The 13,880-nt window shown below is 63.4% G+C and carries 11 protein-coding genes; 8 read left to right on the top strand and 3 right to left on the bottom strand.

The window, feature by feature from the left end:
- The first annotated feature begins 146 nt into the window (after window positions 1–146).
- The gene (locus tag ACFWXH_RS23760; protein ID WP_379123785.1) at window positions 147–1,118 is read left to right on the top strand and encodes a LysR family transcriptional regulator; all 972 of its coding nucleotides are present in this window, start codon (window positions 147–149) and stop codon (window positions 1,116–1,118) included.
- An 89-nt stretch (window positions 1,119–1,207) separates the two neighbouring features.
- On the opposite strand, the gene ACFWXH_RS23755 is transcribed toward ACFWXH_RS23760, so the two are convergent.
- The 3 genes from ACFWXH_RS23755 to ACFWXH_RS23745 all read right to left on the bottom strand — a co-directional run bounded on the left by ACFWXH_RS23755 (window position 1,208) and on the right by ACFWXH_RS23745 (window position 5,084).
- Window positions 1,208–2,635, bottom strand: coding sequence for an amidohydrolase (locus ACFWXH_RS23755; protein ID WP_379123784.1), 1,428 nt, complete (start codon window positions 2,633–2,635; stop codon window positions 1,208–1,210).
- Window positions 2,636–2,725: 90 nt separating this feature from the next.
- Window positions 2,726–3,985, bottom strand: a complete 1,260-nt coding sequence (locus tag ACFWXH_RS23750) for a CapA family protein (RefSeq protein WP_379123783.1) — start codon at window positions 3,983–3,985, stop codon at window positions 2,726–2,728.
- A gap of 151 nt (window positions 3,986–4,136) precedes the next feature.
- Complete coding sequence (locus ACFWXH_RS23745) at window positions 4,137–5,084, bottom strand: LysR family transcriptional regulator (protein WP_379123782.1); 948 nt, start codon at window positions 5,082–5,084, stop codon at window positions 4,137–4,139.
- Window positions 5,085–5,334: 250 nt separating this feature from the next.
- On the opposite strand from ACFWXH_RS23745, the gene ACFWXH_RS23740 reads away from it, so the two are divergent.
- From ACFWXH_RS23740 to ACFWXH_RS23710, 7 genes are all read left to right on the top strand, one after another.
- Window positions 5,335–6,954, top strand: coding sequence for an amidohydrolase (locus ACFWXH_RS23740; protein ID WP_379123781.1), 1,620 nt, complete (start codon window positions 5,335–5,337; stop codon window positions 6,952–6,954).
- 61 nt (window positions 6,955–7,015) lie between these two features.
- The gene (locus tag ACFWXH_RS23735; protein WP_379123780.1) at window positions 7,016–8,608 is read left to right on the top strand and encodes an ABC transporter substrate-binding protein; all 1,593 of its coding nucleotides are present in this window, start codon (window positions 7,016–7,018) and stop codon (window positions 8,606–8,608) included.
- An 87-nt stretch (window positions 8,609–8,695) separates the two neighbouring features.
- Window positions 8,696–9,631 (top strand): ABC transporter permease, encoded by a 936-nt coding sequence (locus ACFWXH_RS23730; RefSeq protein ID WP_054312399.1) that lies wholly within the window; start codon window positions 8,696–8,698, stop codon window positions 9,629–9,631.
- 3 nt (window positions 9,632–9,634) lie between these two features.
- Entirely contained in the window at window positions 9,635–10,456 is an 822-nt protein-coding gene (locus ACFWXH_RS23725; protein ID WP_054311977.1) for an ABC transporter permease, read from the top strand.
- Window positions 10,453–11,370, top strand: a complete 918-nt coding sequence (locus ACFWXH_RS23720) for an ABC transporter ATP-binding protein (RefSeq protein ID WP_379123779.1) — start codon at window positions 10,453–10,455, stop codon at window positions 11,368–11,370. The genes ACFWXH_RS23725 and ACFWXH_RS23720 overlap by 4 nt, the downstream gene beginning before the upstream one ends.
- Window positions 11,367–12,329 (top strand): ABC transporter ATP-binding protein, encoded by a 963-nt coding sequence (locus tag ACFWXH_RS23715; RefSeq protein ID WP_379123778.1) that lies wholly within the window; start codon window positions 11,367–11,369, stop codon window positions 12,327–12,329. The genes ACFWXH_RS23720 and ACFWXH_RS23715 overlap by 4 nt, the downstream gene beginning before the upstream one ends.
- 9 nt (window positions 12,330–12,338) lie before the next feature.
- Window positions 12,339–13,859, top strand: a complete 1,521-nt coding sequence (locus tag ACFWXH_RS23710) for a M81 family metallopeptidase (RefSeq protein ID WP_379123777.1) — start codon at window positions 12,339–12,341, stop codon at window positions 13,857–13,859.
- The last annotated feature ends 21 nt before the right edge of the window (window positions 13,860–13,880 follow it).

Genomic DNA, 13,880 nt, shown 5'->3' with positions numbered 1-13,880 from the left:
TGTCGGGTTGTTCAATTGCATGCCGAAAACGATGGAAAGAATTGCGGGAAGCGTCAATTTATTAAGTTTTTCCGACACCCTATTAGCTCTAGTGATATGGCAGTTGCAGGCTGTGCTGAGATCTGTCCGATAGGGAGCTTACGACGATGGAAGAGGCATCGGAGCGCAAGAAGGCGGGGTTCAGGTCCGCCGAAATCTTCAGGGAGATCATCAGGACCGGATCCACCCGGCGCGCCGCCAGGGAGCTCGGCATCACCCAGTCGGCGGTGAGCCAGTATCTCAAGGTGTTCGAGGATGCGGTCGGTGAAAGCCTGTTCGTGCGGGACCGCCGCGGGCTTATTCCCACGACGCGCGCGATCGAGATCTACAACCGTGTCGACAGGTATGTAACGACCTTAAGAAGCATCGAAAGGGAGATCGCGGGGGCTTTCCAGGCTGATCGCGACAGCCTGACGATCGCTGCACCTCACATCTGTGCGTTCAAACTCGTGCCCGAGATCATTCAGGCTGCCGATAAGCTCGACCCGTCTTTGGAATTCCACTTCAAGGCACTGCGATACGACCAGATCGCGCACAACATGATGACCGGAGAGGCCGATATCGGGATCTCGCGCCTGCCCCTGGATGAGCGTTTCTTTGAATGGGAAATCGTGGCCGAGAGCTCGAGCGTCTGCGTCGTGCACAGAGACCATCCGCTCGCCACGAAAGATGTCATCACGATCGACGATATTGCGAGCGAACCGCTTATTGTCCTCGAAAGAGACTTCACCTCCAACAAGCTCGGCTTGGCATCCTACGGCCGGCGTAAGTCCCCGCTCAGGCCAAAGGTCCACTCCGACACCATTGGCCTGGATGTTTCGTTTGTGGCTCACGGCATAGGGGTCGCCATCGACAACGAATTCATCGCTCACCAGTATGACATGTTCGACGTGGCGGTCGTTCCGTTCGAACCTTCGGCGAAGTACCAGTACGTGGTGTTTTGGCGAAGGGGCAGCGGCAGGTTCTCGCGCCAATCGAAGATCGTCGAGACATTCCTGGATGTCATAAAGCGCTCGACTGACCTTTGGGGATCTCAAAGGAAACAGAGACATCCGGCTTTGGATAAAGCTGCGCTTTAGCGGGCTCTTGACCGCTGGCGCTTGCCTCTGGCTCTCCCGCAATCGCACCTGAAGCAGGTCGATCGCCTTGGGGTGTCCCGTCGCTGAATTCAGGCGTTGCTATTTCCCGGTCTGACCTCGGGCGGAATCGGGCAGGCATAGTTCCGGCCGCCGGTGCGCTGAAGCAACTCTGTCCTGGCCCCTACGAGAAGGTCGGGTTTGCGCAAGCAGTTCGCCGCCGTCGTCGCCATGGCTTTTGCCGCCAACAGCATTCCCTTGTGAGCGGCAGGCAGGTTGCCCTGCGTGACGAGCTGCCAGGTATGGAACGCCGTGCCGATTGCAAAACATGCGGTGTGGCATTGAACCGTAGGGGCGATCCAGCTCACGTCGCCCACATCGGTGCTGCCCATCATGACGCCTTCGCTGGCAGGAATGGGGAGCAGTCCGTCGTGCAGCGCCTGGTTGGCGAGGGAGCGATCGTAGGGTGAAACGCTGGCTACGATGTCCTCCTCGCTCAGCGAGGCCTTCTGCAGGCTCTCCGCAAAGACATGATCGCTCGCATCGAAGCCAGGCCCGCCCAGTCGCCTCATGTTTTCAAACATCGCCTCCTGCAATACGTTGTTTGGCAACACGTTCGAGTTTGCGTCCACAATCTCGACGTCGATGGCAGTCTCCGTCATGAGTGCGGCGCCTTCGGCGATTTTCTTGATGCGTTGGAACAGCCGCTGCGCCTGCGGCAACTGCGGTGACCGCACGAGGTAAAGGCTTTCGGCGTTTGCCTGTACGACGTTTGGCGCATCGCCACCCGTGTTGACGACGGCGTAGTGAACGCGCGCGTCCGAGGGCATGTGCTCCCGCAGATAGTTCACGCCGACATTCATGAGCTCGACAGCGTCGAGCGCACTGCGTCCGAGATGTGGAGACAGGGCCGCGTGCGACGCGTGGCCCCTGAACCGGAACCGAGCCTGGATGCAGGCGAGAGACGACGTGGTTTGCACCATATTGACCACATTCGGGTGCCAGCACAGCGCCAGGCTCAGATCATCGAAGAGGCCGGCCCGCGCCATAAACGTCTTGCCTGAGCCGCTTTCCTCCGCAGGGCAGCCATAATAGCGGACCACGCCAGGGATGCCTTCCGCCGCGAGTGCGTTTTTCAACGCTGCTGCCGCCAACGCGGATCCGGAACCAAGCAGATTGTGCCCGCATCCGTGACCGGCTGCACCGTGTTCGGCAGCTTGGATCTCGGTCGCGCCGGAAACCTGGCTTAGACCGGGCAGCGCGTCGAATTCACCAAGAAATCCGATGACGGGCCCGATGCTGCCGTATTCCGCCACGAAGGCCGTGGCCATGCCGCCGGCGTTTCTTGTGATACGGAAGCCCTCGCCCTCAAGCAGGGCAATCTGCCGCCTCACCGCGTCATGCTCCTCGAACGCCAGCTCCGGCGTTTCCCAGATGCGGTCGCTGAGTTCCAGATAGGCTGCCTTTCTGTCGTCCACGCGCCGTACGATCTCATTGAGGCTCAAGGGATCGTTGAACATGTTTGCTTCTCCCTTATCCAGGTCTGGCGTCATCAGCCGGACGGGGCAGTTGATCCGGTACACCGGACTGAAGATTCGAATGACAAGGGGCTATTCGCCGGCACTGCGCTGATCGTCTTCGGGCCAGATCACGCGGCCATCGTGTGCGATGCAGGTTCCATACCTCTTGGAGCGCCGGGACAGATCTTCGAGCATCGCTTGCGACAGGTGCGGGGAGGCGGGCACCGGCACAATTCTCTCATGGTAGTTGCCGCTGCTGCAAAGCATCTGCTCGCCTCCAATCACGATCGGGAGCAGTTCAATGGACTGTAGTTCGTCGTTCGCATCGAAACTGCATGTCGCGACGACGCTCTGCCATATCTCTGGCGAACTCCACTCGTTTTCGCCTTCGGGGAGATGAAACAGGAAATTCCCCAATCCGTAGAAGACCGGGGCTCTTCTGTAGATCTCGATCGCCTGCAGGACAGGGGCGCCGTGGCTTGCAAAGGCGTTGGCCCCGGCATCGATACAGGAGCGCGCGAAGCTTCGGACCCATTCAGGAACCTCATTCCAGCGCGGTTCCCAGTGATGATGATGGAGATAGGCGATGACAAACGCTCCGGTGGCGGCGGCCTGTCTGATCGTCGCCAGTTGTCCGTCGAGGCTTGCTTCATCGACGACCAACCGCCGGCGATCCGAGCCTGCCCGACGGAAAACCGTGCCGTAGAAGTCGATATCGTTGGGGGTTTCGAGGCAAACCGGGTCGTTCGGTTGAGCGTAGGATGCACGCTCTCGATCGGAGCTTGCGAAGGCATCCTGGATGGCGCGCAAATGTCCGAACTTTTCGTCATTCACCTCGAACACGCGCGAGACGGCAAGCCTGTTTACGCCGGGGCGAGCAGGTCGCCCGGTGGCGGCGTTGTCGGCGTACATTATGGATGGCCCGGGTCCTGCGTCCATCGCGACGAGAGCGACCATCCTCTTGTCGAATTGCTGGAAACCGGCCCTGCGTGCATCCTTGGCATCAGCCCCGATACCTGCATGGAGGAACCCGCGCGCTTGCACCTCCTCAAGCGTCGAGAGCACTCCTGACGGGCCGAGATCGAAGGCATGATTGTTGGAGAGGGCCAGCGCGTCAAAACCGAGGTCTCGTAAGCTATCCAGCACCACAGGCTGCGAGCAGCCGAAGTAGAAGCCTTTCAGCGGCCAGCCGCCGTGACGGCCATATATGGTGGTCTCGAGGTTGGTGAACGAGACGTCCGCGCTGCGGATCAGGTCTCTTATGGCAGCAAAGCCACTCTCGCCCACTTGCCTAAGATCGTGATGAATGAGCGACTGTCCAGTCAAAGCAAGAGTGAATGGTGAAGACATGACCCGGGTTCAAACTCCAATATGCGGAGACTGGCGACCATCGGCTTGACCGCCATGCCAAGGGAGATGCTCGCTATTCGGAAGCCCGTCAATTCATTAGGTTTTCAGGACTACCTATTAACACAGCTGATCAAGGCATCCGGTAGCCATTTCATGAAGCGCCGAGACGTTTCGCCGCCAGCGCCTGCGACGATTGCCAGATTGCTTCCATCGTCGTGCCGCTCGATTTCTCCGAGCTGCGGTACAATCGGATCTCGAGGTCGAGCATCCATGAGCGGTCGCTTGAACAGGCGACAAGGCCGCCGCTGGAGATGTCTTTCTCGACGAGACTTTCCGGCAGCCAGCAGATGCCCACACCGGTCAGTGCCAATTCCTTGAGGCCTGCGCTGATCGTGCTTTCATGCACGGTCTGGCGCCGGAACGGCGAGCGCCTCGAAAAGATGCTGCCGAGGGCGACGCCGAAGAAGGAACTGTAGCCGTAGCCCAGATAGGGCAAGGTGCGCTTTGTCGTGTCCACCTTGTCGAGGATGCCTCTTGCAGGCACCGGCGACCTGTCGAGACGCAGCTCCGGCGCGGCGACGGGGATGAGCCGGTCCGATCCGATCGTCACAGAGGAAAACTTGTCGCGGTCGAGGTGAAACGGCACCTCGTGGTGCGCGTAGGTCAGGAAGAAGTCCGCTTCGCCGTCGGTCAGCGCGGCAAGGTTCGCCTCGATGCCGCCTCGGTCGGCGATGAACGAGGTGCCGAACATGCGGTTGTCGCCCTGCAGTTCCCGCAGCCAGATCGGAAAGAAGGTGATGGTCAAGGTGTGAAGGGCCGCGAAGCGCACGAGCCCCTGCGCCGATGGCGGCCGCAGCGTTTCGCGCACCGAATAGAACATTCGGATCGCGTCCTGGGCCATCGGAAGAAAGTTGCGTCCTGCCGGCGTGAGTTCCGCAGGCAAGGTGGCGCGACTGATGAGCGGGGCTCCGATCCAGGTCTCGAGCTGCTTGATCCGCCGGCTGAAAGCGGGCTGGGTGACGTTGCGGATCTCGGCCGCGCGCGAAAAGCTCGATGTTTCCGCAAGCGTCACAAAATCCTCGAGCCATTTGATTTCCACGCGGCCTCCTCCGATGCGGCCAACTGCCGTCGAACGCCTGGGCGTTCCATCACAACTGCAACCTTATGCAATTTTTGCATTTGTGATTGCGAAAACCGAATTGGCCATGTCACCGTTGACACCGCAACCTGTCAGTCGAAAGCAAATCGAGTGCCAGGCGAAACCCTATCGCTGCCAGCGAAGGAACGTACCGCGCACCATTCGGAATCGGCGACGCTTCATGAGCGCCGGGGGGAGAAGAAAAAGCAGCATGAATTCCCAGGCCGATCTCGTTCTGCACGGCGGCAAGATCTGGACCGGATACGGAAATCCGGTCGTGGAGGCGATCGCGATCGCGGGCAACAGGGTCCTGGCCTGCGGCTCCAACGCTGATATCAAGGCCCTGGCCGGATCGGGTACCAAGGTCGTGGACCTGGCCGGGCGTTTTGCGATGCCGGGTCTGAACGATGCGCATCTGCATCTGATCTCGACCGGGCTGCTGCGCGGCAAGGTCGACGCGACACCGGACGCCGCTCCGACCCGCGGCGCCCTGATGGCCGCCTTGCAGGCGCGTGCCGCCGAAACGCCCAGGGGAAAATGGGTCATGGCGCGCGGCTTCGACCAGACCCGCTATCCCGACGGATTGATGCCGAGCGCCAAGGAACTGGATGCGGCGCTGCCGGATCACCCGGTTTCGGTCACCCGCGCCTGCGGCCATGTCACGGTCGTGAACTCGCGTGCGCTGGCGCTGGCGGGGATAGACATCGGCACGCCCGATCCCGACGGCGGCCTGATCGGGCGCGAGGGCGGTGCGCTCACCGGACTGCTGGCCGAGAATGCGCAGAACCTCGTCTACGACATCCAGCCGACGCCGTCGCTCGCCGAGATCGTCGATGCCATCGAGGCGGGCGGCCGTCATCTTTTGCAGTTCGGCATCACCTCCTGCATGGACGCGGCTGTCGGCCAGGTCGACGGCATGACCGAGATCGAGGCCTACCGGCAGGCCGAACATGGCGGCCGGCTGCCGGTGCGGGTCTGGGCGACGCTTCTGGGCGACCCCGGCTCGTCCATCGTCGAGCCGTGCCATGCCGCCGGCCTCGTCACCGGCGTCGGCAGCGACATGTTCCGCATCGGCGGCGTGAAGGTGTTCACCGATGGTTCGGCCGGCGGACGCACGGCCTGGATGCGCCGGCCCTATGTCGGCCAGCCTGACAATTTCGGCGTCCGGATGCTGCCGGACGCGCAGCTGTTCGAACTGGTCGACCGCTACACCGCCATGGGCTACACCATGGTCTGCCACGGCATCGGCGACGCCGCGATCGACCAGCTCGTGCGCGCCTATGAGCGTGTGCGCGCCGCCGATCCGGGCCACGGCCACCGGCACCGCATCGAGCATTGCGGCTATGTCGACGATGACATCAACCGGCGGATGCTGCAGGCAGGCATCCTGCCCGCGCCGCAGCAGGCCTTCATCTACGATTTCGGCGACGCCTACGTCTCGGTTCTCGGGCCGGAGCGCGGCCTGCGCTCCTATCCGATCGCGACTTGGGACCGCCTGGGCATGAAGCCGTCCACCGGCAGCGACTCGCCGGTCTGTTCGCCCAATCCCTTCCCCGACCTCTACGCGATGCTGACGCGCCGGACGCACAAGGGCACGGTCATGGACGCGTCCGAGATGCTCACGCCCGAACAGGCGTTGCGCGCCTATACCGAACATGGCGCCTACTCGCAGGGCGCGGAGACCGTGAAGGGCCGGCTGGAGCCTGGCATGCTCGCCGACATCGCCGTCTTCTCCAACGACCTCCTGACGGCGGCGCCGGAAAGGATCCTGCGCGAAACGCGCTGCGAGATGACAATTCTGGATGGGCGCATCGTCCACGAACGAAGCTGAGACAGGGGATTTCCACAGGAAGTCAGCAACGAGAGAGAAACACCCAGGGAGGAACTGAGGGATGTTGACCAGACTTGGCTTTATCGCAGCGCTTGCGCTTGGAACGGCCAGCGCCGCGCTGGCGCAGGACGCCACCCCGAAGGATGGCGGGAAACTGGTGTTCACCGCGGCTTACGGGAACTCCATCACGTCGCTCGACATCACCGCCACACCGCACACGCAAGACGAGATCGTGGCCAAAGCGATCAACCGCTCGCTCTACAAATGGAACCCCGAAAGCGGCAAGCCCGAGCTCGACCTCGCGGAATCCTTCACGAAGTCGGACGATGGCAAGACCTATACCTACAAGCTCCGAGAGGCGACCTTCCACAATGGCGACAAGCTCGACGCCGATGACGTGGTCTGGTCCTACAACCGCCTGGCCGACCCCAAGAAGGCGCTGCCGGGCGCCGAGCAGATGCTGCAGATCGCCGGCGTCGCCGAATTCCAGGCCGGCAAGGCCGACCATATTTCCGGGGTGAAGAAGATCGACGACAGGACCGTCGAGATCACCGTCGTCAATCTGGCCGATCCGGGCTGGAACCTGATGTCGAACTATGCGCCGATCTATTCCAAGGACTATCCGGAAGACCAGCTTGCCTCCAAGCCGAACGGCCTCGGCCCGTTCAAGCTGGCGAACTATGTCCCCGGCTCCAAGGTCGAGCTGGCCAAATTCGACGGCTACTACGAGAAGGGCAAGCCGCATCTCGACAAGCTCGACATCATGCTGATGGGCGAAGCCTCGGCCCGCGACGTCGCTTTCCGCAACGGCGAGATCGACGCCAACATCCTGGGCCCGGTGCAGTACGACGCCTACAATCAGGATCCGGCGCTGAAGGATCACATCCTCGAAGTGGCCGAGGTCTATACCCGCAACATCGGCTTCAACCCGAAGGTCAAGGCGTTCCAGGACAAGCGTGTCCGGCAGGCGATCAACTACGCGATCAACAAGGATGTGATCGTCACCAAGCTGCTGAAGAACAAGGCCTATCCGGCGGTCTCCTGGCTGCCGATCTCGTCGCCCGCCTTCGACAAGAACGCCAAGCCCTATGCCTATGATCCGGAAAAGGCCAAGGCGCTGCTGAAGGAAGCCGGCTTCGAGACCGGCCTGAAGTTCTCGGTCACCGCGACTTCCAATGAAAGCTGGGGCGTGCCGATCGTCGAGGCGATCATTCCCATGCTTGCCAAGGTCGGCGTGGAAGTCACGACGGATCCGGTGGAAAGCTCGGTCCTGTCGGACAAGATCCTGTCCGACAATTTCGAAACCTTCATCTGGTCGAACTCGTCGGGTCCGGACCCGCTGAAATATCTCAACTGCTTCTATTCCAAGACCTCGCAGACCGCCTGCAACTACGTCAAGTTCTCCAACCCCGACTTCGACAAGCTCATCGAACAGGCGGGCAACGAAACCGATCCGGCCAAGCAGAGCGATCTCCTGAAGCAGGCCAACAACCTGTTGCAGGAGGAAGCGCCGGTCTGGTTCTTCAACTACAACAAGGCCGTCATGGCCTACCAGCCATGGGTGCACGGGTTGAAGGCCAACGCCATGGAACTGGCGATCCAGGATTACGAAGACATCTGGATCGACGACAAGGCGCCGGCATCGCGCAAATAGCGAGCTGAGACGGCCATCGCGTGGGATCGGCTGCGGCCGGTCGCACGCGATGCTTTGCGACCGCCGAATGAAAGGCCGAGCCCGCAGATGTTGCGCTTCATCCTTCGCCGCACATTGCAGATGATCCCGACCCTGCTGGCGGTCGTCGTGATCATCTTCGTGATCTTCTCCGTCATTCCGGGCAGCTTCATATCGAGCCTGATGGCGGAAGGGCGAAACGCCACCAATGCCGACGTGATGGCCCATCTGAACGCGCAGTTCGGCCTGGACAAACCCTTGCCGGTGCGCCTGTGGGACTATCTGTGGAACCTCGGGCATTTCGACCTCGGCATTTCATACCGCACCCGCGAGCCGGTGTGGAACGTGATCGAGCCGCGGCTCTGGCCCTCGGTCAAGCTGGCGCTGGCTGCGATGTGCTTTGCCGCCGCGGTCGGCATTCCGCTGGGGTTCCTCGCGGCGCTGAAGCCCGGCAGCGTGTTCGACACCGGCACGATGATGGTGGCGGTTTCCGGCCTGTCGCTTCCCGAATTCTGGTTCGGCCTGCTGCTGATGTATGTCTTCGCGCTGGAGCTCGGCCTGCTGCCCAGCTTCGGCTATCAGGCCGGCAGCTTCAGACACATCATCCTGCCCGCCATCGCGCTCGGCGTATCGCCGATGGCGTTGCTGGCGCGAACCACCCGTGCCGGCGTGCTCGATGTGATGAACGCCGATTTCATCCGCACCGCGCGCGCCAAGGGGCTGTCCGAACCGCGCCTGGTGCGCAGCCATGTCACCCGCAACGTGCTGGTGCTGATCCTGACCACGCTCGGCCTCCAGGTCGGTTCGCTGATGGGCCAGGCGATCGTGATCGAAAAGCTGTTCTCCTGGCCGGGGATCGGATCGCTGCTGGTCGACAGCGTGTCGGCGCGCGACATCCCTGTCGTGCAGGGCACGGTCATCGTGATCGTCCTGTGGTTCCTGGTCATCAACATGCTGGTCGATATCGCCTATGCGGCGATCGACCCGCGCATCAAGGTGAGTTGATCGATGCGGCTGCGCTTCAACTTCGCCTTTGGCCTCGCGCTGGTGCTGCTCGTGGTTGTCGCGGCGATCTGCGCCGGGTGGATCGCGCCCTACGATCCGATCATCGACGCGGATCTGATGAACTCCGAAATGCCGCCGAGCTGGGAGCACTGGCTGGGCACGGACGGGCAGGGCCGCGACGTCCTTTCGCGTGTGCTTTATGGCGCGAGGGTATCCCTGACCGTCGGTCTCGTCTCGCAGCTGATCAACTCTGTCATCGGCACGGCGCTCGGCGTTTCGGCGGGCTATTTCGGCGGCTGGTGGGACGACCTGGTGAACGGGCTGACCAATGTCATGCTGGCGATCCCGTCCCTGGTCTTCGCACTCGCCATCATGGCGGTGCTGGGGCCGGGCCTGCCCAGCCTTCTCATCGCGCTCGGCCTGACCAACTGGTCCTGGACCTGCCGCATCGCCCGCGGTTCGACCTTGTCGCTCAGGAACCAGGGCTTCGTGCAGGCCGCCAGGACGGCGGGCTTCGGCGACGCCAACATCATGCGCACGCAGATCCTGCCGAACATCCTCGGCCCGGTCCTGGTCATCGCCACGCTCGGCATCGGCGGCGCGGTCCTGTCGGAAGCGGCGCTGTCCTTCCTGGGGGTCGGTATCCGTCCGCCGCAGCCGAGCTGGGGCAACATGCTGACCGACGCGCGCGAACTGTTGCGCAGCGCGCCCTGGGCCGCGATCTTCCCCGGCCTCGCCATCTTCATCACCGTGCTTGGCTTCAACCTGCTTGGCGACGGGCTGCGCGACATGCTCGATCCCCATATGAGGACCCGCAGGACATGAGCAGCGCTCTTCCCGATCCGGTCCTGTCCGTCCGCAACCTGCGCATCGGCGTCGGCAGGCGCAATGAACTGCTGCACGACGTGTCCTTCGACATCCTGCCGGGCGAAACCTACGGGCTTGTCGGAGAGTCCGGCTCCGGCAAAAGCATCACCGGCCTGTCGCTGATGGGACTGCTGAAGCGTCCGCTGCAAGTGACCGGCGGCTCGATCGTCTTCCAGGGCCAGGATGTCCTGAAGCTTGGCAGCCGCGCCAGGCGCCGGCTGCGCGGCGAGCGCATGGCCATGGTGTTCCAGGAGCCGATGACGGCCCTCAACCCACTGGTGACGATCGGCCGGCAGATCGCAGAAATGTTCGTCATCCACAGCGGCCTTGGGTGGTCCGAGGCGCGCCGCAAGGCCGTCGAGGCGCTGGAAAGCGTTCGCGTCCCGTCACCGGAGGAGCGCGCCCGGTCCTATCCGCATCAACTGTCGGGAGGCATGCGCCAGCGCGTCATGATCGCGATCGCGCTGGCCTGCCGGCCCGACCTGCTGATTGCCGACGAGCCCACCACCGCGCTCGACGTGACGGTGCAGGCGGGCATCCTGGAACTGATCGCCGAGCTTTGCAAAGCCGAGGGAACGGCCGTGCTGCTGGTCAGTCACGATCTCGGCGTGATCGCCAATATGTGCCGGCGTGTCGGGGTCATGGATCAGGGCCGGCTGGTCGAGGAGCAGGACACCCGGGCCTTGTTCGAAAAGCCGCTGCATCCCTACACCCGCGGCCTGCTCGCGTCGCGCCCGCGCCTGGGGTCGCGAACGCCGGCCGGCCGCGGCCGTCTGGCCGAACTCGACACGGTGGTCGCGAGGGAAGAACGCGGGCGCGACGCGCCGACGCTGACGACGCCGCGCGGCCTCCGTCTGGAGGCGAGCGCATGACCCGCCCCCTGCTGGAGATCCGCGACCTCGACGTCCACTTTCCGCTGCCGCGCCAGTCGCTTTTCGCGCCAAGGCGCAAGCTGCGCGCCGTGCAGGGCGTGAACCTGACCCTGAACGAAAAAGAGTGCCTGTCCATCGTCGGGGAATCCGGCTGCGGGAAATCCACCACGGCGCTGACCGTGATGGGGCTGCAGGAGCCGACCGCGGGAGAGATCCTGTTCCAGGGCAAGCCGTTGACGGGTCCCGGCGCTCCCGCCCGCAAGGATCGCGCGCGCATCGCCCAGATGGTCTTCCAGGACCCCTATGCGTCGCTCAATCCGCGCCAGACCATCGGCCGCATGCTGTCCTCGCAGCTTTCCCTGCATGGCATCGCCAAAGGCAGCGAGGCCAGTCACCGCGTCGCCGAGATGCTGACCCGCGTCGGCCTGACGCCGGATCACGCCGACCGTTACCCGCATGAGTTCTCGGGCGGACAGCGTCAGCGCATCGGCATCGCGCGCGCCCTGATGCTGGATCCGAAGATCCTGGTGCTGGACGAGCCGGTGTCGGCGCTGGACGTGTCCATCCAGGCGCAGATCATCAACCTCCTGATGGACCTGCAGGAGACGCTCGGCCTGAGCTACATCATGATCTCCCACGATCTGAGCGTGGTCGAGCATGTCAGCGACCGGGTCGCGGTGATGTATTTCGGCCGCATCGTCGAGGAGGGCGACTGGCACTCGATCTTCAGCCGCCCGACGCATCCCTATACGCGCCGCCTGATCGGTTCGGTTCCCGACCCCGACGCGATCCTGGCGGGCGCACGCGGGCTGCCGGACGCTGCCCCGGTGCCCGACGCGGCGCGCTTTTCGCCCGACATATCGCGCCGTCCAGATCCCGACGAAGAACCTGAACCCAGCAGGCTTGTCGAGATCGGACGGAGCCACCGTGTCCGCCTTGCACATCAGAGCATTCCATAGAAAGTTTCGATGACCTTCACCGTCCTCACCTGCGAATTCATGCACGAGAGCAACACGTTCTCGCGCTACCAGACCGGCCTGCCGCAATTCCAGGTGGATACGCTGTTTTATGGCGACGAGGCGATCCGCGCCCGGCGCAACGCCAACACCGAACTCGCCGGTTTCATGGATGTCGCCGAACCCGCCGGCTGGAATGTCGTCCACGCGATTTCGGCCCACGCCGTGCCCGGCGGACAGGTGACGAAGGCGGCCTACGATCACATCGCCGGCACCATTCTGGAGGCCGCGCGCTCGAACCGGCTCGACGGTGTCCTCCTCGGTCTTCACGGTTCGATGGTGCCCGACTTCTGCGACGACGGGGAGGGTTATCTCCTGGGCCTCCTGCGGGCCGAACTGGGCGGGGATATTCCCATCGCCGTGACGCTCGACCTGCATGCGATGGTGTCGGAGGACATGGTCCGCCACGCGCAGATCTTCGTTTCCTACAAGACCTATCCGCATGTGGACATGCGCGAAACCGGCGCTCATGCCGCCCGCATCCTCGACCGCGCGATGAAAGGCGAGATCGCGCCGCGTACCATCAGGGCGCATGTGCCGATGCTGGACGAGGCGAATTCCGGCCGCACCGACATTCCCGAGACGCGCGCACTTTATGAGCGGGCCCGCGATGCCGAGACCGGAGGGCTGCTTGCGGTCTCGGTCAACGCCGGTTTCACGGGAGCGGATGTCTCCTGTGTCGGTGCCACCGTGCTTGCGACCTATGACAGCCGCGGTCCCGGCGCCGAGGATGCCGCCAGGCAGGTGACGGAGGACCTGGCGGACAGGATCTGGCAGGGGCGCACGAAGAAGCGCAACGTCTTCATCGAGGTGGATGAAGCGGCGGCCGAGGCGCTCTCCTGGCGCGGCGACAGACCGCTCGTCATCGCCGACTATGCCGACAACCCCGGCGCAGGCGCCTATGGCGACGCGACGGCGCTGCTCAAGGGTTTGCTCGACGCGGGCGTGAGAGGCGCCGTGTTCGCGCCGATGGTCGATCCGCAGGCGGCGCGGGAGTTGCACCGCGGCAGGCAGGGCGAGACCGTGACGGTCACGATCGGCGGCAAAGGCGATCCGGATTTCGGCGGCGGCCCGCTGACGGTGACAGGCGTACTGCGCAAGCTTTCGGATGGAGCCTATGTCGGCGATGGGCCGATCCAGGGCGCGCTTGCCCATAGTTTCGGGCCGACCGCCGTCATCGATGTCGACGGGATCGAAGTGCTGGTCGTCTCGGAGGCGCAGCAGATGGTCGACCTCCAGCAATTGCGCGCCTTCGGGATCGAACCGACGGCCCGCAAGGTGCTGGCGCTGAAATCGATGCAGCATTTCCGCGCGGCCTTCGAGCCGATCGCCGGCAAGGTCATCGTCTGCGATGCGGGTGCGCTGGCAACGCCACGGGCGGAGCGGCGTCGCTACAGCCGCGCCCCGCGCCCGCTCTGGCCGCTCGACAGGGATTTCGAGCGCGTCCCTGCCGCCTTATCCGATACGCTCTAGAGCAATTCCAGGAAAAGTGTG

Source organism: Mesorhizobium sp. NPDC059054 (assembly GCF_042739215.1).
In the GTDB taxonomy this organism is placed as follows: Bacteria; Pseudomonadota; Alphaproteobacteria; order Rhizobiales; family Rhizobiaceae; genus Mesorhizobium.
Note: the sequence above shows the minus strand (reverse complement) of the source record. Positions and strands in the feature narration are given on the sequence as shown.

Coding starts and splice junctions, on each gene's coding strand:
- ACFWXH_RS23715 (WP_379123778.1), top strand. CDS start 11,367: ATGACCCGCCCCCTGCTGGAGATCCGCGACCTCGACGTCCACTTTCCG.
- ACFWXH_RS23735 (WP_379123780.1), top strand. CDS start 7,016: ATGTTGACCAGACTTGGCTTTATCGCAGCGCTTGCGCTTGGAACGGCC.
- ACFWXH_RS23730 (WP_054312399.1), top strand. CDS start 8,696: ATGTTGCGCTTCATCCTTCGCCGCACATTGCAGATGATCCCGACCCTG.
- ACFWXH_RS23755 (WP_379123784.1), bottom strand. CDS start 2,635: ATGTTCAACGATCCCTTGAGCCTCAATGAGATCGTACGGCGCGTGGAC.
- ACFWXH_RS23710 (WP_379123777.1), top strand. CDS start 12,339: ATGACCTTCACCGTCCTCACCTGCGAATTCATGCACGAGAGCAACACG.
- ACFWXH_RS23725 (WP_054311977.1), top strand. CDS start 9,635: ATGCGGCTGCGCTTCAACTTCGCCTTTGGCCTCGCGCTGGTGCTGCTC.
- ACFWXH_RS23720 (WP_379123779.1), top strand. CDS start 10,453: ATGAGCAGCGCTCTTCCCGATCCGGTCCTGTCCGTCCGCAACCTGCGC.
- ACFWXH_RS23740 (WP_379123781.1), top strand. CDS start 5,335: ATGAATTCCCAGGCCGATCTCGTTCTGCACGGCGGCAAGATCTGGACC.
- ACFWXH_RS23760 (WP_379123785.1), top strand. CDS start 147: ATGGAAGAGGCATCGGAGCGCAAGAAGGCGGGGTTCAGGTCCGCCGAA.
- ACFWXH_RS23750 (WP_379123783.1), bottom strand. CDS start 3,985: ATGTCTTCACCATTCACTCTTGCTTTGACTGGACAGTCGCTCATTCAT.